19 protein-coding genes are annotated in these 18,273 nt (G+C 72.6%); 9 read left to right on the top strand and 10 right to left on the bottom strand.

Annotated elements, in window-relative coordinates; genetic code table 11:
- Positions 1–118: 118 nt before the first annotated feature.
- The 3 genes from otsB to Sspor_RS24055 are packed head-to-tail and all read right to left on the bottom strand — an operon-like array spanning position 119 to position 2,589.
- On the bottom strand, positions 119–967 hold the full coding sequence (gene otsB, locus Sspor_RS24065; RefSeq protein WP_202200972.1) for a trehalose-phosphatase: 849 nt from the start codon (positions 965–967) through the stop codon (positions 119–121).
- Positions 968–1,006: 39 nt separating this feature from the next.
- Positions 1,007–1,243, bottom strand: a complete 237-nt coding sequence (locus tag Sspor_RS24060) for a DUF3263 domain-containing protein (RefSeq protein ID WP_030031449.1) — start codon at positions 1,241–1,243, stop codon at positions 1,007–1,009.
- Positions 1,244–1,290: 47 nt separating this feature from the next.
- A complete protein-coding gene (locus Sspor_RS24055) occupies positions 1,291–2,589 on the bottom strand; it encodes an extracellular solute-binding protein (protein WP_372499687.1) in 1,299 nt (432 codons plus the stop codon).
- A gap of 175 nt (positions 2,590–2,764) precedes the next feature.
- Here Sspor_RS24055 and Sspor_RS24050 point away from each other — a divergent pair, with 175 nt between their 5' ends.
- The 3 genes from Sspor_RS24050 (at position 2,765) to Sspor_RS24040 (ending at position 5,881) form a co-directional block, all read left to right on the top strand.
- On the top strand, positions 2,765–3,697 hold the full coding sequence (locus Sspor_RS24050; protein WP_202203823.1) for an ROK family protein: 933 nt from the start codon (positions 2,765–2,767) through the stop codon (positions 3,695–3,697).
- The gene (gene nagA, locus Sspor_RS24045) at positions 3,697–4,848 is read left to right on the top strand and encodes an N-acetylglucosamine-6-phosphate deacetylase (RefSeq protein WP_202200971.1); all 1,152 of its coding nucleotides are present in this window, start codon (positions 3,697–3,699) and stop codon (positions 4,846–4,848) included. Before Sspor_RS24050 ends, nagA begins: the two co-directional genes overlap by 1 nt.
- 112 nt (positions 4,849–4,960) lie before the next feature.
- Positions 4,961–5,881: a 1-phosphofructokinase family hexose kinase gene (locus tag Sspor_RS24040; protein ID WP_202200970.1), complete on the top strand. Its 921-nt coding sequence runs from the start codon at positions 4,961–4,963 to the stop codon at positions 5,879–5,881.
- Between the two features lie 165 nt (positions 5,882–6,046).
- Here Sspor_RS24040 and Sspor_RS24035 read toward each other — a convergent pair whose 3' ends face one another.
- Together Sspor_RS24035 and cdgB are read right to left on the bottom strand one after the other, a co-directional pair.
- A complete protein-coding gene (locus Sspor_RS24035) occupies positions 6,047–7,081 on the bottom strand; it encodes a CBM35 domain-containing protein (protein ID WP_202200969.1) in 1,035 nt (344 codons plus the stop codon).
- A gap of 68 nt (positions 7,082–7,149) precedes the next feature.
- Positions 7,150–8,916 (bottom strand): diguanylate cyclase CdgB, encoded by a 1,767-nt coding sequence (cdgB, locus tag Sspor_RS24030; RefSeq protein WP_202200968.1) that lies wholly within the window; start codon positions 8,914–8,916, stop codon positions 7,150–7,152.
- A 302-nt stretch (positions 8,917–9,218) separates the two neighbouring features.
- Here cdgB and Sspor_RS24025 point away from each other — a divergent pair, with 302 nt between their 5' ends.
- The gene (locus Sspor_RS24025) at positions 9,219–9,788 is read left to right on the top strand and encodes a flavin reductase family protein (protein ID WP_237403997.1); all 570 of its coding nucleotides are present in this window, start codon (positions 9,219–9,221) and stop codon (positions 9,786–9,788) included.
- Between the two features lie 98 nt (positions 9,789–9,886).
- Here Sspor_RS24025 and arfB read toward each other — a convergent pair whose 3' ends face one another.
- Positions 9,887–10,312 carry an alternative ribosome rescue aminoacyl-tRNA hydrolase ArfB gene (arfB, locus tag Sspor_RS24020; protein WP_030727527.1) on the bottom strand — a complete coding sequence of 142 codons (426 nt, stop codon included), beginning with the start codon at positions 10,310–10,312 and terminating at the stop codon, positions 9,887–9,889.
- A 189-nt stretch (positions 10,313–10,501) separates the two neighbouring features.
- Between arfB and Sspor_RS24015 the strand changes: the two genes are divergently transcribed.
- Both Sspor_RS24015 and Sspor_RS24010 read left to right on the top strand, forming a co-directional pair.
- Complete coding sequence (locus Sspor_RS24015) at positions 10,502–11,077, top strand: TerD family protein (RefSeq protein WP_030009238.1); 576 nt, start codon at positions 10,502–10,504, stop codon at positions 11,075–11,077.
- A gap of 65 nt (positions 11,078–11,142) precedes the next feature.
- A complete protein-coding gene (locus Sspor_RS24010; RefSeq protein WP_202200967.1) occupies positions 11,143–11,661 on the top strand; it encodes a GNAT family N-acetyltransferase in 519 nt (172 codons plus the stop codon).
- A gap of 12 nt (positions 11,662–11,673) precedes the next feature.
- Here the strand turns inward: Sspor_RS24010 and Sspor_RS24005 are convergent, their stop codons facing one another.
- Together Sspor_RS24005 and Sspor_RS24000 are read right to left on the bottom strand one after the other, a co-directional pair.
- On the bottom strand, positions 11,674–13,086 hold the full coding sequence (locus Sspor_RS24005) for a M1 family metallopeptidase (RefSeq protein WP_202200966.1): 1,413 nt from the start codon (positions 13,084–13,086) through the stop codon (positions 11,674–11,676).
- A gap of 32 nt (positions 13,087–13,118) precedes the next feature.
- Positions 13,119–13,685, bottom strand: coding sequence for a GlcG/HbpS family heme-binding protein (locus Sspor_RS24000; RefSeq protein WP_202200965.1), 567 nt, complete (start codon positions 13,683–13,685; stop codon positions 13,119–13,121).
- Positions 13,686–13,967: 282 nt separating this feature from the next.
- On the opposite strand from Sspor_RS24000, the gene Sspor_RS23995 reads away from it, so the two are divergent.
- Genes Sspor_RS23995 through Sspor_RS23985 form a run of 3 tightly spaced genes read left to right on the top strand, consistent with a single transcriptional unit; the run spans position 13,968 to position 16,341 of the window.
- Entirely contained in the window at positions 13,968–15,176 is a 1,209-nt protein-coding gene (locus Sspor_RS23995) for a sensor histidine kinase (protein ID WP_202200964.1), read from the top strand.
- On the top strand, positions 15,173–15,793 hold the full coding sequence (locus Sspor_RS23990) for a response regulator (protein ID WP_030009243.1): 621 nt from the start codon (positions 15,173–15,175) through the stop codon (positions 15,791–15,793). Before Sspor_RS23995 ends, Sspor_RS23990 begins: the two co-directional genes overlap by 4 nt.
- Positions 15,794–15,837: 44 nt before the next feature.
- Positions 15,838–16,341, top strand: coding sequence for a hypothetical protein (locus Sspor_RS23985; protein ID WP_202203821.1), 504 nt, complete (start codon positions 15,838–15,840; stop codon positions 16,339–16,341).
- A gap of 19 nt (positions 16,342–16,360) precedes the next feature.
- On the opposite strand, the gene Sspor_RS23980 is transcribed toward Sspor_RS23985, so the two are convergent.
- Both Sspor_RS23980 and Sspor_RS23975 read right to left on the bottom strand, forming a co-directional pair.
- Positions 16,361–17,407, bottom strand: a complete 1,047-nt coding sequence (locus Sspor_RS23980) for a glycosyl hydrolase (protein WP_202200963.1) — start codon at positions 17,405–17,407, stop codon at positions 16,361–16,363.
- Between the two features lie 145 nt (positions 17,408–17,552).
- The gene (locus Sspor_RS23975; RefSeq protein ID WP_202200962.1) at positions 17,553–18,230 is read right to left on the bottom strand and encodes a pentapeptide repeat-containing protein; all 678 of its coding nucleotides are present in this window, start codon (positions 18,228–18,230) and stop codon (positions 17,553–17,555) included.
- Between the last annotated feature and the right edge of the window lie 43 nt (positions 18,231–18,273).

Genomic DNA, 18,273 nt, shown 5'->3' with positions numbered 1-18,273 from the left:
GGCGCGGGGGTCCGGGGGCCGGCCCCCGGCAGCGGCGCCGCTGCCGGGGCTCCGCCCCGGACCCCGCTCCTCACACGCCGGAGAGGCTGAAATGTGCAGGCGGCTGAGAGCGTCAGCGTCAGCCGCGGATGGCCCCGGCCAGGGTGGCCAGGAAGGCGGCGACCTTGCCCGGTCCGGGCAGGACCAGGTCGGCCCGTGCGGCGAGCTCCGGGACCTCGGCCGAGCCGCTGCACACCAGCAGCCCCGGCAGGCCGTCCTTACGGCCCTTCTCCACGGCCGCGAAGGCCGCCAGGTCACCCAGGTCGTCGCCCGCGTACAGCACCGCCTCCGCGTCCCGCTCCGCCAGGAACTCGGTCAGGGCGACGCCCTTGTCCATGCCGGGCGGCCTCAGCTCCAGCACCGCCCGCCCCGGCTCGACCATCAGCCCGTGCCGCGCCGCGAGCTCCGCCAGCGGCTCCCGCAGCGCAGCGAAGGCCGCCGCCGGGTCCTCGGCCCGCCGGGTGTGCACGGCCAGCGCCCGGCCCTTCTCCTCGATCCAGGTGCCGCGCCAGGCCCCGATGGAGTCCAGGAACCCCGGCAGCTCGGCCCGGACGGCCGCCACCCCGGGGTGCTCGGCGGGCGCGTGGACGATGCCGCTGACGGCGTCCCACCGTTCGGCCCCGTAGTGGCCGAGGACGACCAGGTGCTGGAGTCCGGGGACCCCGGCGAAGCCCCCGTAGCGGACGGCGACGCCCGCCGGCCGTCCGGTGATCACCGCGACCGAGTCGACCTCGGGGGCGAGTGCGGACAGGGCCGGGACGGCTCCGGGGTGGGCTCGGGCCTGGTCCGGGTCCGGGACGATGTCGGCGAGGGTGCCGTCGAAGTCCAGGGCGACCACGGACCGGCGGGGTGCGCGGAGCAGGGCTTCGAGTCCCTCGCGTCCGGCTGCGGTGACGGGCATCGGCAGGTCGTGCGGATGGCTCCCCATATGCACGACCCTAACGGCCCAACGGTGTGACGGCTACGGCTATCGCCGGGCCCGCTGGGCCTCGCGGATCCTGCGCAGCCGGTTCACCGTGCCCGGGGCGTGCGCCAGGGCCCTCGGATCGTCCATGAGCGCGTTGAGCAGCTGGTAGTAGCGGACGGGGGTCATGCCCAGCCCCTCCCGGATGGCCCGTTCCTTGGCTCCGGGCCCTGGCCAGGTGCGTCCCTCGTACGCGAGCACCGCGGCCTCCGTGGCCGTCAGCTGCCCCTCGTCCGTCATACCGCCAGATTAACGCCGCGCTCTGACACCCGGCCCGCCGCCACCGCTCAGCGCGGGTCCGCCGCGCGGGCGGTGGTGGCGATCCCCTCCAGTACCTTCGCCGGCTGTCCGCCCGGCTGGACGGTCTTGCCGATGTTCTGCTTGATGTCCTCGCTGACGCCCGCCCAGGACTTCTTGCCGACCGGGTACAGCCGCGAGCCGGGCAGCGCCGTCAGGAACGGCTTCAGCTGCGGGGCGTTGCCGCCGGTCGCGGCCTGCTTGGCCTGGTAGCCGGTGGTGGTGGCGGGCAGCAGGTCGTACTTCTCGGTGAAGGCCGTCACGTTCTTCGGCTGGTACATGAAGTCGAGGAACTTGCCGGACTGCTGGCGGTGGCCGGTCTTGAAGGCCATGACCCAGTCGGCGACACCCATCGCGGGCTTGTCGCTGCCGTCGGCGGTGGGCAGCGGCACCATGCCGAACTTCACGCCCTTGGCCTCCGCCTGCTTGAGCAGTGTCGGGTGCCCGTTGAGCATGCCTACCTCGCCCTTGGTGAAGGCGTCGAAGGCGGCCTGGCGGTCCAGCTTGCCGGGCTCCACGGGGCCGGTCAGCCCCTGGCCGACCATCTTGTCCCGCAGGAACTCCAGCGTCTTGATGTTGGGGGCGGAGTCGATCGAGTACGACTCCTCGTTGTTGGTGTATCCGCCGCCGCCCGCGAGCATCCACATCATCGTCTCGGCCTGCGCCTCCTCGCGGCCCAGCGGCAGCGCGAAGGGGGTGGGGACGTTGGCGGCCTTGAGCTTCTTGGCGGCGGCTTCGAGGTCCGCCCAGCTCTTCGGCTGCCAGCCCTTGCCGTCCTTGCCGATCACACCGGCGTCGGCGAGCAGCTTCTCGTTGTAGAAGAGCAGCCGGGTGCTGGCCACGAAGGGCATGCCGTACTGGATCTGCTTGACCTTGCCGGCGTCCGCGAGCGGGCCGAGGAAGTCGGCCTCGGTCTTCACGGAGAGCAGCTCTTCGGCCGAGTACAGCTTGTCGGCGGCCGCGTAGTCGGAGTAGGCGCCGATCTGGGCTATGTCGGGGGCCTTGCCGGCCTTGACCATCTCGGCGACCTTGGCGTCGACCTCGGACCAGGAGTAGACGCTGACCTCGACCTTGATGCCCGGGTTGGCCTTCTCGAAGCCTGCGGCGAGGTCCTTCCAGTAGGACTCGGAGGAGTTCTGCGGATTGTCCCCGTAGTCGGCCGCCACGACCCGCAGGGTCACCTCGTTGTCTCCGGTGAGCCCGCCGAGGGCTCCGCAGCCCGTCAGCGTCACGGCAGTCAGGCACAGCACGGCGCCGGACGCGGCCAGGCTCAGGTAACGGCCCTTCACAGTTCTCCATCCACTCTTCTTGTACGTACGATCCACGTAAGGTCTACACCACTTTGGCGGCTCGTCCACATCGGGCTCCCGCCCGGGGTCCCGGATTTGTATGGCCGCTCAACAATCTCCCTCATTGGACTAGACCTTTCCCCGCCGAGCACGCGAGACTGTCTCTGTGAAATCCGTGAAACACGTCATCGCCCTCGATGTGGGCGGCACCGGGATGAAGGCCGCCCTCGTCGCGGACGACGGCACCCTGCTCCACGAAGCGCGCCGGGCCACCGGCCGCGAGCGGGGCCCCGACGCCGTCGTCGAGACGATCCAGGACTTCGCCGCCGAGCTGCTCGACACCGGCCGGGAACGCTTCGGACGGCCCGCCTCGGCGGCCGGCGTCGCCGTCCCGGGCATCGTCGACGCCGAGCACGGGATCGCCGTCTACGCGGCGAACCTGGGCTGGCGCGACGTACCGATGCGCGCCCTGCTCAGCAGCCGCCTCGGCGGCATCCCGGTGGCCCTCGGCCACGACGTGCGCACGGGCGGACTCGCCGAAGGCCGCATCGGCGCCGGCCGGGGCGCCGACCGCTTCCTCTTCGTCCCGCTCGGCACCGGCATCGCCGGGGCCATCGGCATCGCCGGCCGCATCGAGGCCGGCGCCCACGGCTACGCGGGCGAGATCGGGCACATCGTGGTACGCCCGGGCGGCCCCGCCTGCGGCTGCGGCCAGCACGGCTGCCTGGAGACCCTCGCCTCCGCCTCGGCCGTCAGCCGCGCCTGGGCGGCCGCCTCCGGCGACCCCGAGGCCGACGCCGCGGACTGCGCCAAGGCCGTCGCCTCCGGTGACGCGCGCGCCCGGGAGGTGTGGCTGGCCGCCGTCGGCGCCCTCGCCGACGGACTGGTCACCGCCATCACCCTGCTGGACCCGCGGACGCTGATCATCGGTGGCGGGCTCGCGGAGGCCGGGGAAACCTTGTTCACACCACTACGGACGGCCGTGGAGGAGCGCGTGACGTTCCAGCGGCTCCCCCACATCGTTCCGGCGGCCCTCGGGGACACCGCCGGATGCCTGGGCGCAGGGCTGCTCGCCTGGGACCTACTCGCCACGGAGGTACCTGCCTGATGTCCGGAAGCGCGCACAGCACTGTTCTTTCGGGCGCCAGGGTGGTGCTGCCCACCGGAACGGTGGCGAACGGCAGGGTCATCGTCGACGGCGACCGCATCGCCGGCAGTGCCCACGAGGGCGCGCGGACCGTCGACCTGTCCGGGCACTGGATCGTCCCCGGCTTCGTCGACACGCACAACCACGGCGGCGGCGGCGCCTCGTTCACCTCCGGCACCGCCGAGGACGTCCTCAAGGGCGTCCGCACCCACCGCGAGCACGGCACCACCACCCTGGTCGCCTCCACCGTCACCGGGGACCTGGACGAACTGGCCCGCCGCGCCGCCCTGCTCGCCGAACTGACCCAGCAGGGCGAGATCGCCGGCATCCACTTCGAGGGGCCGTTCATCAACCCCTGCCGCAAGGGCGCCCACAAGGAGGACCTGCTCCGCGACCCCGACCCGGCCGAGGTCCGCAAGCTCATCGACGCCGCGCACGGCGCCGCCCGCATGTTCACCCTCGCCACCGAACTCCCCGGCGGCCTGGACTCCGTACGGCTGCTGGCCGAGCACGGGGTGATCGCGGCGATCGGCCACACGGACGCCACGTACGAGCAGACGCGGGCCGCCATCGACGCGGGCGCGACCGTGGCCACCCACCTCTTCAACGCGATGCCGCCCCTCGCCCACCGCGAACCCGGCCCGATCGCCGCGCTGCTGGAGGACGAGCGGATCACCGTCGAGCTCATCAACGACGGCACCCACCTGCACCCGGCGGCCCTGGAACTGGCCTTCCACCACGCGGGCGCGCACCGCGTCGCGCTGATCACCGACGCGATGGACGCGGCCGGCTTCGGCGACGGGACCTACCACCTCGGCCCGCTGGAGGTGGAGGTCAGGCACGGCGTGGCACGGCTGGTGGAGGGCGGCTCCATCGCCGGCTCGACCCTGACCCTGGACACCGCCTTCAAGCGTTCGGTGACCCTCGACAAACTGCCCGTGGAGTCCGTGGTCCAGGCGATCTCCGCCAACCCGGCCAAGCTGATCGGCCTCTACGACGAGATCGGCTCGCTGGAGCCCGGCAAGTACGCCGACCTCGTCGTGCTGGACGCCGCGTTCGAACTCAAGGGCGTCATGCGGCGCGGCGAATGGATCGTCAACCCGCCCTCCTGACCGCCGATCTGACGGCCGAGCGGCCGCGGACAGGGAAAACGGTCGGCCCCGGCACTGGGCCGACCGCCCTGCGTTTGGCATGATCCCGGCAGCATCGGACCCGGGAGTGCCCATGATCCTTACCGTGACGCTCAACACCGCGCTCGACGTCACGTACCAAGTGCCGCGGCTGCTTCCGCACGCCTCGCACCGGGTCTCGGCCGTCACTGAACGCGCCGGCGGCAAGGGGATCAACGTCGCGCGCGTCCTGGCCGCCCTCGGCCACGAGGTCACCGCCACCGGCTTCGCGGGCGGACCGGTCGGCTCCGTCGTCCGGGGGCTGCTCGCGCGGTCCCCGGGCGTGGTCGACGCCCTGGTGCCCTGCGCCGGCACCACCCGCCGCACGGTCGCCGTGGCCGACGCGGGCACCGGCGACACCACCCAGTTCAACGAGCCGGGCCCGCTGATCACCGCCGCGGAGTGGTCACGGTTCCTCACGCGCTACGAGGACCTCGTGTCCGGGGCCCGCGCCGTCGCCCTGTGCGGCAGCCTCCCGCCGGGCGTGCCCGTGGGCGCGTACGCGCTGCTCGTCCGGTCGGCCCGCGCGGCCGGGGTGCCCGTCCTGCTGGACACCAGCGGCGAGGCCCTGCGCCGCGGGGTCGCCGCCCGCCCGGAGATCATCAAGCCGAACGCCGCCGAACTGGCCGAGCTCACCGGATCCCGCGACCCGCTCCCCGCCACCCGCGACGCCCGCCGCCGGGGCGCCCACGCGGTGGTCACCTCGCTCGGCCCGGCCGGCCTGCTGGCCGCCACCGCCGAGGGCTGCTGGCAGGCGTCCCCGCCCCGCCCGCTGTCCGGCAACCCCACCGGAGCCGGCGACTCCGCGGTCGCCGGCCTGCTGTCCGCGCTGGCCGAGGGCCTGGACTGGCCGGACCGCCTCACCCGCGCGGTCGCCCTCTCGGCGGCCACGGTCCTCGCCCCGGTGGCGGGGGAGTTCGACCCCGGCGTCTACGAGGAGCTGCGGGGCGCCGTACGCGTCACCGCCGGCAGCTGACGGATCCGCGGATCCGCGGATCCGGGCCGAACATCCCGCGAAATGTCCTGCGGACAACGCTCCTGACGGTCCTTCGGCGGCCGGCAGGCCCCCCGTAGATGCAATCAGGCTCTGCCGCGTGCGCGGCAGAGCCTGATTGCGTTCCGGGGGCGCCCGTCCCCGCCGTCAGCGCCGGGTGTGGCCCGAGGCCAGCTCCAGCTGGTCGAAGACGACATCGCACTGGTTGCCGGCCTCGCACGAGATCTTCATCGCGTTCGTGCCCTTCTTGAGGGTGATCCACGCGAAGGTGCGCGTCCAGCCCTTGTCCCAGGCGCCGTCCGCCGCCTTGGCGAAGTTGTCCAGGTTCAACGACTGGTTCGGGCTCTGCCCGTTGACCGTGAGGGTCGCCTTGCCGGGCTTGCCGGGAACGCCGTAGTTGACGAACAGCGTGTAGTCGCCCGCCTCGGGCACGTCCACCGTCCAGGTGAGCGCCGCACCGGTCTGGTTGAAGCCGGCGACGTACTGGCCGCCCGAGCTCTTCGAACCGGGCACCGTGCTCTCCAGCCGCGCACCGCCGGTCAGCACCATGCCCGCACCGGCCGCCTCGCCCTTCGGCAGCGGGTCCTGCGAGGGCTTCGGGCTGCTCGGGGCCGGGCTGGCCGGGTTCTGGGGGGCCGGCGACTGCTGGCCGGCGTTCGTGGTCGGCCCTTCCTTGCCCTTGTCCTTGTCACCGAACTGCAGGGCCGCGGCGATGCCGATCACGACCACCGCGACCACGGCGACGGCCGCGATCAGCAGACCGCGCCGGCTGGACCCGCCGCCGCCTCGGCCGCCGCCGTGACCGCCGGGGTGCGCAACCGCCTGGGTCTGGTGCTGCGGGGACTGCGCCTGCTGCGCCGGAACGCCGTAGCCGCCCGCCTGGAGCGCTTCGGGGGCCTGGTACTGGGCCTGGTAGCCCGGGCCCTGCTGCTGCGGGACGGGGCCGCGCTGGCCGCCGTTCCTGCGGTCACCGACCGTACGCACCTGGTGGTGCGAGGTGCGGGGGACGCCGGGCTGAGGACCAGGCTGACCGCCGCCCGCCGAACCGGGGTAGCCGTATCCGCCCTGCCCGGGCGGGGTGGCCCCGGCGGCCTGGCCGTCCTCGTAGAGGTAGCCGAACGGATCGTCGTCCTCGGGCTTGTTCGCCCCACCGTGCGGGCCGTTGTTCGCGGGCGTCGTCATCGCAGGTCACTCCTTTCGACCCCCGGGAGCCTACCCCGAACACGTGCGCCCACGAGCGGCAGACCGCTTCATCCCGCCCGGCGATGGGCCTTCGACCGGGACCTCTTCTCGATGTACATCCGCTGATCGGCGGAGCGCAGCACCTCGTCGGCGGACATCCCGCAGCTGGCCCAGCCGATGCCGAAACTGGCCCCCACCCGCACCGCACGGCCGTCCACCCGGATCGGCGGGATGATCGCGTTGCGCAGCCGGACGGCGAGGTCGGCGGCGTCGGCGGCGCCCAGGCCGTCGGCCAGGACGACGAATTCGTCACCACCCAGCCGGGCGACGGTGTCACCGTCCCTGACGCCGGTCGTCAGCCGCCGGGCCACCTCGATCAGGACCGCGTCGCCGGTGTGGTGCCCGAACCGATCGTTGATCGACTTGAAGCCGTCCAGGTCGCAGAAGAGGACCGCGAGCCCCTTCGTCCCGTCGTCGATGTCGGTCGCGGGAGCCACCGTGTGCACGTGGTGGTCGTACGGACCGTCCGCCGGGGCGGGCGGCGCCCCGGGGAATTCGAAGGGGTCGCCCCCGGGGAACCGGTCGGAGCCGTCGCCGTGAAACCCGTGCTCACCGGCACCACCCGCCTCCGCCCCCACCGGGTGCCCGTCGTGCGCCGCGTGCGCGGCGTGGCCCCCGTGCGCCGCGTGACCGTCGTACGTGTCGCGCCCCTCGAAGGCCGCGTCCAGCGCCTCCACCGCGCTGGCCCGCACCGACTGTGGCCTGCGGCACAGCCGGGCGCCGAGGCGGGCCCGCAGCTCGGCGCTGTTGGGCAGGCCGGTCAGCGAGTCGTGGCTGGCGCGGTGGGCGAGCTGGAGCTCGTGCCGCTTGCGCTCCTCGATGTCCTCGACGTGCGTGAGCAGGAACCGGGGGCCGTCGGCGGCGTCGGCGACGACGGAGTTGCGCAGCGAGACCCATACATACGTGCCGTCGCGGCGGCCCAGGCGCAGCTCGGCGCGGCCGCCCTCGGCGGAGGTGCGCAGCAGGGTGCCGATGTCCTCGGGGTGGACCAGGTCGGAGAAGGAGTAGCGGCGCAGGACGGAGGCGGGCCGGCCGAGCAGCCGGCACAGCGCGTCGTTGGTCCGCAGCAGCCGGCCGTGCTGGTCGCCGCCCATCTCGGCGATGGCCATGCCGCTGGGCGCGTACTCGAAGGCCTGGCGGAACGACTCTTCACTGGCCCGCAGTGCCTGCTGCTCGCGTTCCAGCCGGACGAGGGCCCGCTGCATGTTCGCGCGGAGCCGCGCATTGCTGATGGCAATCGCCGCCTGGAAGGCGTACATCTGGAGCGCTTCGCGGCCCCAGGCGCCGGGCCTGCGGCCGTTGCGCGGTCTGTCCACCGAAATGACACCCAGAAGTTCCCCGCCGGACGCATACATGGGTGCGTAGAGCCGGTCCTCGGGGTGCCACTCGTCCTCGAACCGGGGATCGGGGCCGTCGGTGTGCCACTGGGGGACGTCGTCCTCCATGAGGACCCAGCCCTCGGTGTGCGGGATGAACCTGAGCCCGTCCCAGTTCTCACCCATCGTCAGGCGGCGTTCCCAGGAGGCGCGGGAGCCGACGCGGCCGGTGATGAGGGCCTCCGCGGCGGGGTCTCCCGCGAAGGCGGCGACGACGAGATCACCGTCCGGGCGAACGAGGTTGACACAGGCGAGTTCGTAGCCGAGGCCCACGACGATGCCGTCCACGACGGTCTGCAGAGTGTCCGCCAGGCTCCGGGCCGTATTGAGCTCGGCCACCACCCGGTGCAGCTGCCGCAGGGTCGCAAGACGGACGTACGGCTCCGACTCGGTCTCCATTGCTCGCTCTCCCCGAGACCTCGACAGCAACTCCAGGTTTGTCATCGGCGTTTCGTTGCGGTGTCCCGTCCACTGAATCACAGTGAGCTGTGCGGCAGGTACACAGGGTCAACAAATCTTGCCCTCTGTGACTCAAGTCACATCAGGTGAATATCGGTGCGCGGTGGGCTCGTGCACGACTGGGAGCGCTCCCTCACATTCCCGAGAGCAAACGATACGCCCGGGCCTAGGCCAAGGGGCGGGGACGCGACTCGGACCAGGGCCCGATGCGCGGCGCGGAAGGGCGAGATTAGCGTTTCAGCGTGCTGAAGACGACCCCCGTACCCACCGTGTCCCGCGGAACCCCCCATGCTGAGGGAGTGAGCAATGACGAGTTCCGGGCCGCGATGTCCCGGCTGGCGGCGGGCGTGTGCCTGATCACCGCGCACGAGCCCCCGCTGACCGCGGACGGCCCGCGCGGAGAGGACGTCGGCATGACGGCGACCGCCTTCATGTCCGTGTCCCTGGATCCGCCGCTGGTCCTGGTGAGCCTGCGCGAGGGCTCCCGGATGGACGACCTGCTGGCGGAACAGCCCCTGTGGGCGGTGTCGGTCCTCGCCGACCACCAGCTCCAGGTGGCGGGCCGCTTCGCGATGAAGGGCCGCATCAGCGACCGGCTGCTCTTCGCCGACCTGCCGCACGTACGCGGCGAGGCCTCCGGCGCCCCCCTGCTGAGCGGCGCCCTGGCCACCCTGGAATGCCGTACGGAGAACCGCGTCGAGGCGGGCGACCACACCCTGGTCGTCGGCCGGGTCCTGACGGCCGGCCTGCCGTCCCCGGACGGTCAGCCCCTCACGTACTTCCGCGGGCGCTACCGGCACCTGGGCACGTAAGGCGGGCGGGGCGGGCAGAGCGGACAGGGCCGGCAGAGCGGACAGGGCGGGCAGAGCGGATTGGGCGAGCGGGGCGCGTAAGGCGGGCAAGGGCGCGGCTACCAGTCCCGGCCCGTGCGGCCGCGCTTGGTCTCGGCCCGCGCCTTCTTCTCCCGCAGCCGGCGCTCGTTGATCCCGCGCGGGATCTTCGTCGCCCGGCGCTGCTTCGGCGGCGGCGCCGTCGCCTCGGCCAGCAGCGAGGCCAGCCGGACCAGCGCCATCTCCCGGTTGCGCAGCTGCGAGCGGTGCTCGGAGGCCCGTACGGTCACCACACCGTCCACCAGCCTCGCCGCGAGCCGCTCCAGCGCCCGCTCCTTCCACACCTCGGGCAGCGCCTTGGTGGCCGCCAGGTCGAACAGCAGCTCCGCGCGCGAGTCCGAGGTGTTCACGTGCTGACCGCCGGGCCCCGAGGAACGCGAGAACCGCCAGGCGAGCTCTCCCTCGGGGAGCACGACCGAACCGCGGATGACATAGGGACCAGGCATGCCCCCTATGATCCGCCCCCGGCCCGGCCGCCGTCACCCGTATTTACCGCCCGCCGCATCCGGGCGGCGGAGATCCGCCGTCACGGACAATTCACGACGGGAACCCGACCGGCCTCTCGTCGCGTTATAGGGGGCAGCGGTAGTTTGACCGCCTGTACGTACATGTTGGATGAGGAAAGGGACATTCCCATGGCTGTCAGCCTGTCCAAGGGCGGCAACGTCTCGCTCTCGAAGGAGGCCCCGGGCCTCGCCGCCGTCACGGTCGGCCTCGGCTGGGACGTCCGTACGACGACCGGAGTCGACTTCGACCTCGACGCCTCGGCCATCGCGGTCAACCCGACGGGCAAGGTCGTCTCCGACGGCCACTTCGTCTTCTTCAACAACAAGTCCACCCCGGACCAGACCATCGTCCACACCGGTGACAACCGCACCGGCGAGGGCGCGGGCGACGACGAGGCCATCAACGTCAACCTCGCCGGCCTGCCGGCCGACGTCGACAAGATCGTCTTCCCGGTCTCCATCTACGACGCCGAGGCCCGCAGCCAGAACTTCGGCCAGGTCCGCAACGCGTACATCCGCGTCGTGAACCAGGCCGGCGGCGCCGAGATCGCCCGCTACGACCTCTCCGAGGACGCGGCCACCGAGACCGCCATGGTCTTCGGCGAGCTCTACCGCAACGGCGCCGAGTGGAAGTTCCGCGCGGTCGGCCAGGGGTACGCCTCCGGCCTCACCGGCATCGCGCAGGACTTCGGCGTCAACGTCTAGGACACCAGCGCCGGCGAAGCCCCCTCCCGGCCGTCCGGGGAGGGGGCTTCGCTACCGTTCGACAGGTGATCCTGCACCCCCTCGTCCCCGTCGACGGCGCCCTCCCCGGCCCGGTCCTCACCGAGATCGCCGCGCTCTACTCGACGAACCACGCCTTCTTCGAACTCAGCGGGGACTTCCCCGACCCGGACCGCATCACGGTCGAACAGGTCGCCGCCGCGCTCGCCGGTGAACTCGCCCACGACAGCGCCGAGGTGCTCCTCGCCCGGTCCGCCGGCCGCCTCGTCGGGCTGGCCGCCACCCTCGCTCAGGCACCCGCCGCCGACGACCCGGACCCGTGGATCGGCCTGCTGCTCATCGACGCCACCGCCCACCGCGAGGGATACGGCCGCGCCGTGGCCACCCTGATCGAGGACCGCTTCCGCACCGCCGGACGCGCGGGCGTGCGCATCGCCGTACTGGACAACAACCCGACGGCGCTCGCCTTCTGGCAGTCCCAGGGCTACGTCGAGCTGCGCCGGGCCAAGGACCGCGAGCTGGGCCGCGACTGCACCGTGCTGCGCAAGCCGCTCGAAGCCCCGTAGCGGACACGAGGCCTACTCGGGACGGTCCTTCCCGTACAGCCACACGTCCCAGACCTTCTTCAGGTCGTGGCCCGTCTTCTTCTCGGCGTAGGCCGTGAAGTCGGCCGTGCTCACGTTCCCGTGCCGGTGGTCGGCGACCCAGCCGCGCACCAGGGCGAAGAACTTCTCGTCGCCCACCTCCTGCCGGATCCGGTGCAGGACCATCGCGCCGCGGTAGTACACCGGCTCCGCCGAGATGTCCGCGGGCCCGGGCGGAGCGGCCGGAGGGAAGGCGTACCAGTCGCTGCCGGCGTCCCGGTCGACGTCCGTGTCACCGGTCCGGAACGCCTCGAAGTACTCCTGCGCCGTGGACCCGCCGTGGTCCTCGGCCCACAGCCACTCCGCGTAGGTCGCGAAGCCCTCGTTGAGCCACATGTCCTTCCAGGTCTTCGGGGACACCGAGTCGCCGAACCACTGGTGGGCGAGCTCGTGCACGACGAGCTCCTCCTCGGTCGGCGCGCCGGAGAAGACGGGGCGTCCCTGGGTCTCCAGCGCGTAGGACAGGGTCCCCGCGGGCACCACGATCGCGCCCGCCGAGGCGAAGGGGTACGGACCGAACCGTCCGCTGCCCCACTCCACCATCTCCGGCAGCCGGGCCAGCGGACCCGTGTTCGCGGCCTGCTCCCCGGGCGCCACGGCGCTGTAGAGGCCGACCCCCGAGGGCGTCCGCCCGGTCGTCACCTTGAACGGCCCGACGGCGGCGGTCGCGAGATAGCTCGCCATCGGCTCCGGACTGTGCCACGCGAACGCCGTCCGCCCGTCCGCGTCCTCGGTACGGGAGCGCAACTCGCCGTTCGAGACCGCCTCGTAGCCGCGCGGGACGGTGATGGTGATGTCGTAAGCGGCCTTGTCGCCGGGGTGGTGGTTGCCGGGGAACCAGGTCATCGAACCGACCGGCTCGCCGACGGCCACCGCGCCGTCCGACGTGGTGATCCAGCCCTCCTTGGCGCCGTCCACGTCCACGAGGGGCTTCGGCTTCCCGCTGTAGTCGACCTCCGTACGGAAGACCTCGCCCTTCGCCAGGTCCTCGGCGGGGCGCACCGTCAGCTCGTTGCCGGTCCGGTTGTACCGGGCCCCCTCGCCCTGGACGGTCACGCCCTCGACGTTCAGGCCGCTGAAATCCAGGTTGAAGGAGCTGAGCGCCTGCTCGGCGCGGGCGGTGATGACGGCCTTGCCGTGCAGCCGCCCGTCGGCGGGGTCGTAGTCCAGGTCCAGCGCGTAGTGGTCGACCTGGTAGCCGCCGTTCCCGGCCCGGGGGAAGTACGGGTCCCGCAGCCCCGACGCACCCGGCCGCCCCTGCACCGTGTCCCCCGTACACCCCGTGGTGAGGGCGAGCAGGGCGACGGCGGAGGGGGCGGCGAGGCGGTAGAGCGTACGGAGTTCCACGCACTCGATCCTAAGCGGGCCGGCGCCGCGGACTACTTGCCGAGCGCGTCCACGCCCGCCTTGGCGAACTTCTCGTCCAGGTCACCGCTCGGGGCACCGGCCACACCCACACCGGCGACGGGCGCGCCGTTCGCCTGGACTGGGGTGCCACCGCCGAGGAAGAGGGTGCCGGGGATGTCCTTCAGGTTCGGGGTCTGGGCCAGCCGGCCCACGAGCACCGAGGTCGGGGCGTTCCAGGACACGGCGGTGAAGGCCTTGCGCTGCGCCGAGTCGTAGGACTGCGGGCCCGCGCCGTCGCCGCGCAGCGTGACGATGGTGTTGCCGTTGCGGTCGACGACCGCGACCGTCACCTTCTGGTTCTCGGACTCCGCGGCCTTCAGGGCGGCCTGGGCGGCGCGCGTCGCGGCATCGACGGTGAGGTGCGTCGTCGTGGTGAAGTTCTTGTCGGCCGGCCCGTCCTTCTTCGAGGAGACCGAGGCGACGGACGCCGAAGCGGCCTCGGAGGCCGGGGTCGCGCTGGCGCTCACGGCACCGAAGGCTCCGGCGCCCAGGGCGACGGCAAGGGCGGTACCGGTGAGAACGCGGGTGCGGGTCTTCATCTCTGCTCCTGAGAACGGTGGCACGGGGCGGCCGGTCGGACCGGCTCCTTCACTGCTCCAAGCCTCGGTCCGAACCCCCCGCCACCCCGTCCCCGTACCGGCTCGCCCCACCCAGCGCACCGGCTGACCCCCGGGTCGTCCGATCGGTCGATGCGCACCGCCTCCGGCGAGGTATTGGCTGGTCACGCCACGCCGGCTCGCTCAGCCCCGCCGGCGTTCGAGGCGCGGGGTACGGGGTGCGGGGCGGAGCCCCGCAACGACGCCGCAGCCGACAATGGACGCATGCCCCCGACCGAGGAGCACCCCGTGCACCCCGCCCCGCCGCCGCGCGACGACACCCGCACGCTGACCACCGTCGCCCACACCGCGTTCTTCCTGCTCCTCGGCGCCTCCGTGGTCCGCTTCCTGCTGCGCCACCCCGGCGAACCCCGCACCCCGTGGATCATCGCCCTCAGCATCACGCTGGCCCTGCTCTACGTGCTCGGCCCCGCCCTCGGCGCCGCCCCCACCGCCCGGCGGCTCCTGTGGCTGGGCCTGGTCGTCACCACCTGGGTGATCCTGGTCGTCCTCGCGCCGAGCTTCGCCTGGTGCGCCGTACCGCTGTTCTTCACCGCCCTGCGCACCCTCCCGCCCCGCGCCGCCGTCGTCCTCGTGGCCCTCCTGACCGCCTTCGTGGTGATCGCCCAGCTGCAGCTGTCGAAGTCCTTCGACCCCAACCTCCTGCTCGCCCCGCCCGCCGTCGCCGCGCTCGCCACCGCCGTCTTCGTCCACATGGAACGCCAGGCCCAGGCCCAGCGCACGCTGATCGACGACCTGATCCGCACGCGCCGCGAGCTCGCCGCCACCGAACGCCGCGAGGGCACCCTCGCCGAGCGGCAGCGGTTGTCGATGGAGATCCACGACACCCTCGCCCAGAACCTGTCCAGCCAGCAGATGCTGCTCCAGGCCGCGGACCGCACCTGGGACACCGACCCGGGCACCGCCCGCGCGCACGTCCGTACCGCCACCGGCATCGCCGCGCACGGGCTCGCCGAGGCCCGCCGGCTCGTCCACGACCTGGCCCCGCCCGAGCTCGCCGACGGCGCCGGCCTCCCCGAGGCCCTGCGCTCCCTCGACGCCGGCCCGGACATCGAGGTCCGCTTCCACCTCGAAGGCACCCCCGCCCCGCTCCCCGACCGCGTCCAGTCGGCCCTGCTGCGCATAGCCCAGGGCGCACTGGCCAACGTCCGCGAGCACTCCGGAGCCCGTACGGCCGCGCTCACCCTGAGTTTCCTCGGCGACCAGGTCGTCCTCGACATCGCCGACGACGGCCACGGCTTCACCGAACCGCGCTCCGGCACCCGCTCCGGCACCGGCGCCGACGGGCGCGGACACGGCCTCCCGGCCATGCGGGCCCGCGTCCGCCAGCTGGGCGGCACCCTGACGATCGAATCCACGCCGGGCGAGGGCACCGTCCTCTCCGCGGCCATCCCCCTGGAGCCGGCCCCATGACCACGATCCTCCTCTGCGACGACCACGTGGTGGTCCGCGCCGGACTCCTGGCCCTGCTCGGCAGCGAGCCCGACATCGAGGTCCTCGGCGAGGCGGGCAGCGGCGAGGAGGCCGTCGCGCTCGCCGCGAAACTCCACCCCGACGTGGTCCTGATGGACCTCCAGCTGGGCGAGGGCATCGACGGGGTCGAAGCCACCCGCCGCATCACGGCCCTCCCCCGGCCCCCGCACGTCCTGGTCCTCACCACCTACGACACCGACGCGGACATCACCCGGGCGATCGGCGCCGGCGCCACCGGCTACCTCCTCAAGGCCGAACGCCCGGAGGAACTCTTCGCCGCCATCCACTCCGCCGCCCAGGGCCGCACCACCCTGTCCGCTCCGGTCGCCAGCCGGGTGATGGCCCACATGCGCGGCACCCGGCCCACCCTGACCGACCGCGAGCTGGACATCCTCGGCCAGCTGGCCCGGGGCCTGGGCAACCGCGACATCGCCCGCGCCCTGTTCATCAGCGAGGCCACGGTCAAGACCCACCTGGGCCGCATCTACGACAAGCTCGGCGTCGACACCCGCGCGGGCGCGGTCTCGGTGGCCAAGGAACAGCGCCTGCTGCCCTGACACCGGAGATGAGCGGCCCCGGCGCGCGTGACACCATCAGCTACGTGCTCGACATCGGCTACTCCCTCTCCCGGCGCTTCCCCGACCCCCCGCAGACCGACTACCGCTCCGCGGACGTCCACACCCTGCGGCACGACCTGTTCTGCGGGGACGTGTACCTCGCCGACACCGCCGCGGACCGGGAAGTGTCCACAGCCTGGGGATGGGTGCCCGTACTGGACTTCGCCTGGGCGCTGTGCGACATCGTCGAACAGCTCGACAAGGACCCCCGCGGCAACCGCTCCGCCAACCGCCAGTACGCCGAGCTCGACTTCACCGAGTCCACGGACCGCATGCTCTTCGAGCGCCGCTTCGGCTGGGTCGACGTCGAGGCCGACTGGATGCCGGCCGAGGAGGCCCCGCTGACCTTCAGCCACCGCCTGCTGCGCCGCGAGGCCCGCGACTTCCTGCACGACCTCCTCGCGGACCTGATCGACATGCACGACGGCCTCGCCGACAACCCGGCCATCTGGACCCTCCAGGCCCGCTTCCCCCGCGTCCCGGCGTAGACCGGAGGTTCGGAACGGTTCAGAACGGCCGGCGGGGGATGTCCCGGGCGTCGTGGCCCTGTCCGGTGGAAAGGAACTCCCGGAACACCTGCGTGGAGCGCGGGTTCTGCCCGCACTGCCACACGCCGTGCGGGCAGTAGTCGGTGATGCTCTGGTAGAGCGGCTGGTGCTCGGCGAACCAGGCCAGCATGCCCCGCACGTACTCGGGATTGTCGCCGTGCCGGAACAGCCCCCATTCGGGGTACGAGATCCGCTTGCCGTGCGCCTTCGCGAAGTCGACCTGCTGCTGGAGTCCGTAGGGCTGGGTGACCTGCTCCTCGAAGGTCCGGCCGGGCTCCTGGTCGTAGGAGTCCATGCCGACGACGTCGACCACGTCGTCGCCGGGATAGCAGCTGGTCCAGGCGATCGCGTCCCTCCCGCGGTTGGGGGCGTAGTCGAAACGGAACCGCTGGCCCTCCACCGACCGCATGGCGGTCACGATGCGCCGCCAGTACGTCTTCCAGTTCTCCGGATCGGGACTGCACCGGTGGGTGTAGTCGAAGCCGTTCATCTCCCAGCCGAGCACGATCACCGTGTCCGGCACCCCGAGGTCGACCAGACGCCTCGCCAGCCGCTGGAAGTGGTGGTCGTTCGCACCTTGCGCGCCGGAGCGGATCAGCTCGGCGACCCGGTCGTCGGCAACACGGGCCTCGTTGTGCTGCTGCATGGGCACGTTCAGCACGAACAGGCGATCGGCTTTCTCCTTGCGCCACTGTGCCCAGGTGCTCAGGAAATACGGTTCCCCCTCGATGTTCGGCCAGGTGTCGCCGGGCAGATAGGTGTGCCCGGCGCGCAGCTCGGTACCGCCCAGCCAGCGCGAAAGTTCCGCCATCCGCTCGACGCCGGGCGAGTCGTAGTGGAGGTAGGCGCCCACGGCGACCCCCGTGACCTCGGCGCCCTCCGTCCCCGCGCTGCCCCCGGCCCCTTCCCGCGACGGCGGACTCCCGAAGAAGCCCCCCACGACGAGCAGGCCGACGGCGACCGTACTGGCGCAGGCACCTGCCAACCAGCGGCTCCGACGGGACATGCCACCTCCAGAGGCCTCGCGCACCGATGTGTCTGCCTGCGACGTTAGGCGCCTCACCCGGCGCATCGCCCCTCCAGGCATCCGGACGCTCGGCCATTCGCCGCAACCGCCCCGGCAACGGCCCGCACCCGACCCACGGGCCCACCTACGGAACCACCCGCACCCCCAGCTGGGAAGCAAGCGCCGGAGCCAGGTCGAACAGCTGCGCCGGGCTGATCACCGCCCCGGCCAGCGCCTCCACCCCCCGCGCGATCTCCAGCACGGACGCCTCCCGCAGATCCACATCAGTCATCCGCACCCCGCCGAAGTCCACCCCCCGCAGCGCGCAGTCCCGGAACTCCACCCGCTCCAGCACCGCCCCCGCGAAGTCCGGCTCCACCAGCACGCATCCCTCGAAGACCACGTCCTTGAGCCGCGCCTTCCGCAGATTCAGGTAGTCGATCTTGCCCCCGCGGACCACCACCCGCTCCAGCACCGCCCCGTGCAGCTGCACCCCGCCCAGCCGCGCGTCCACCACCTCCACGTCCCGCAGCGAAGCCCCCGACAGGTCCGTCCCCACGCCCCGGACCCCCTCCAGCACCGAATCCAGGACCCGCGCCTTCGCCAGCCCCGCCTCGTCCAGCGCACACCGCCGCAGCGCGCAGTCCATGAACCGGGCCCCGATCCCCTCCTGCCCCGCCAGGTCGAGATCCGCGAACTCCACCCCGTCGTAGTCCCCGTCCGGCTCCAGCCCGCCCCCCTCCCACACCGTCAGCTCCGGCAGCCTCAGCTCCGGCCGCCGCGCCGCCCTGACCGTCCGCTCCTGCTGCCCTTTGCGCGCCATGCCCCCATCGTGGACCACCCCACTGACAGAGGCCGCTCTTGAC

Origin of the sequence: Streptomyces spororaveus (assembly GCF_016755875.1) — a bacterium.
Classification (GTDB): Bacteria; Actinomycetota; Actinomycetes; order Streptomycetales; family Streptomycetaceae; genus Streptomyces; species Streptomyces spororaveus.
This window is presented reverse-complemented; position numbering and strand designations above follow the sequence as displayed.

Excerpts from the sequence above, each read along its gene's own strand:
- otsB (WP_202200972.1), bottom strand. The coding sequence starts at position 967 with ATGGGGAGCCATCCGCACGACCTGCCGATGCCCGTCACCGCAGCCGGA.
- Sspor_RS24060 (WP_030031449.1), bottom strand. The coding sequence starts at position 1,243 with ATGACGGACGAGGGGCAGCTGACGGCCACGGAGGCCGCGGTGCTCGCG.
- nagA (WP_202200971.1), top strand. The coding sequence starts at position 3,697 with ATGTCCGGAAGCGCGCACAGCACTGTTCTTTCGGGCGCCAGGGTGGTG.
- Sspor_RS24040 (WP_202200970.1), top strand. The coding sequence starts at position 4,961 with ATGATCCTTACCGTGACGCTCAACACCGCGCTCGACGTCACGTACCAA.
- Sspor_RS24035 (WP_202200969.1), bottom strand. The coding sequence starts at position 7,081 with ATGACGACGCCCGCGAACAACGGCCCGCACGGTGGGGCGAACAAGCCC.
- cdgB (WP_202200968.1), bottom strand. The coding sequence starts at position 8,916 with ATGGAGACCGAGTCGGAGCCGTACGTCCGTCTTGCGACCCTGCGGCAG.
- arfB (WP_030727527.1), bottom strand. The coding sequence starts at position 10,312 with ATGCCTGGTCCCTATGTCATCCGCGGTTCGGTCGTGCTCCCCGAGGGA.
- Sspor_RS24015 (WP_030009238.1), top strand. The coding sequence starts at position 10,502 with ATGGCTGTCAGCCTGTCCAAGGGCGGCAACGTCTCGCTCTCGAAGGAG.
- Sspor_RS24000 (WP_202200965.1), bottom strand. The coding sequence starts at position 13,685 with ATGAAGACCCGCACCCGCGTTCTCACCGGTACCGCCCTTGCCGTCGCC.
- Sspor_RS23995 (WP_202200964.1), top strand. The coding sequence starts at position 13,968 with ATGCCCCCGACCGAGGAGCACCCCGTGCACCCCGCCCCGCCGCCGCGC.
- Sspor_RS23990 (WP_030009243.1), top strand. The coding sequence starts at position 15,173 with ATGACCACGATCCTCCTCTGCGACGACCACGTGGTGGTCCGCGCCGGA.
- Sspor_RS23980 (WP_202200963.1), bottom strand. The coding sequence starts at position 17,407 with ATGTCCCGTCGGAGCCGCTGGTTGGCAGGTGCCTGCGCCAGTACGGTC.
- Sspor_RS23975 (WP_202200962.1), bottom strand. The coding sequence starts at position 18,230 with ATGGCGCGCAAAGGGCAGCAGGAGCGGACGGTCAGGGCGGCGCGGCGG.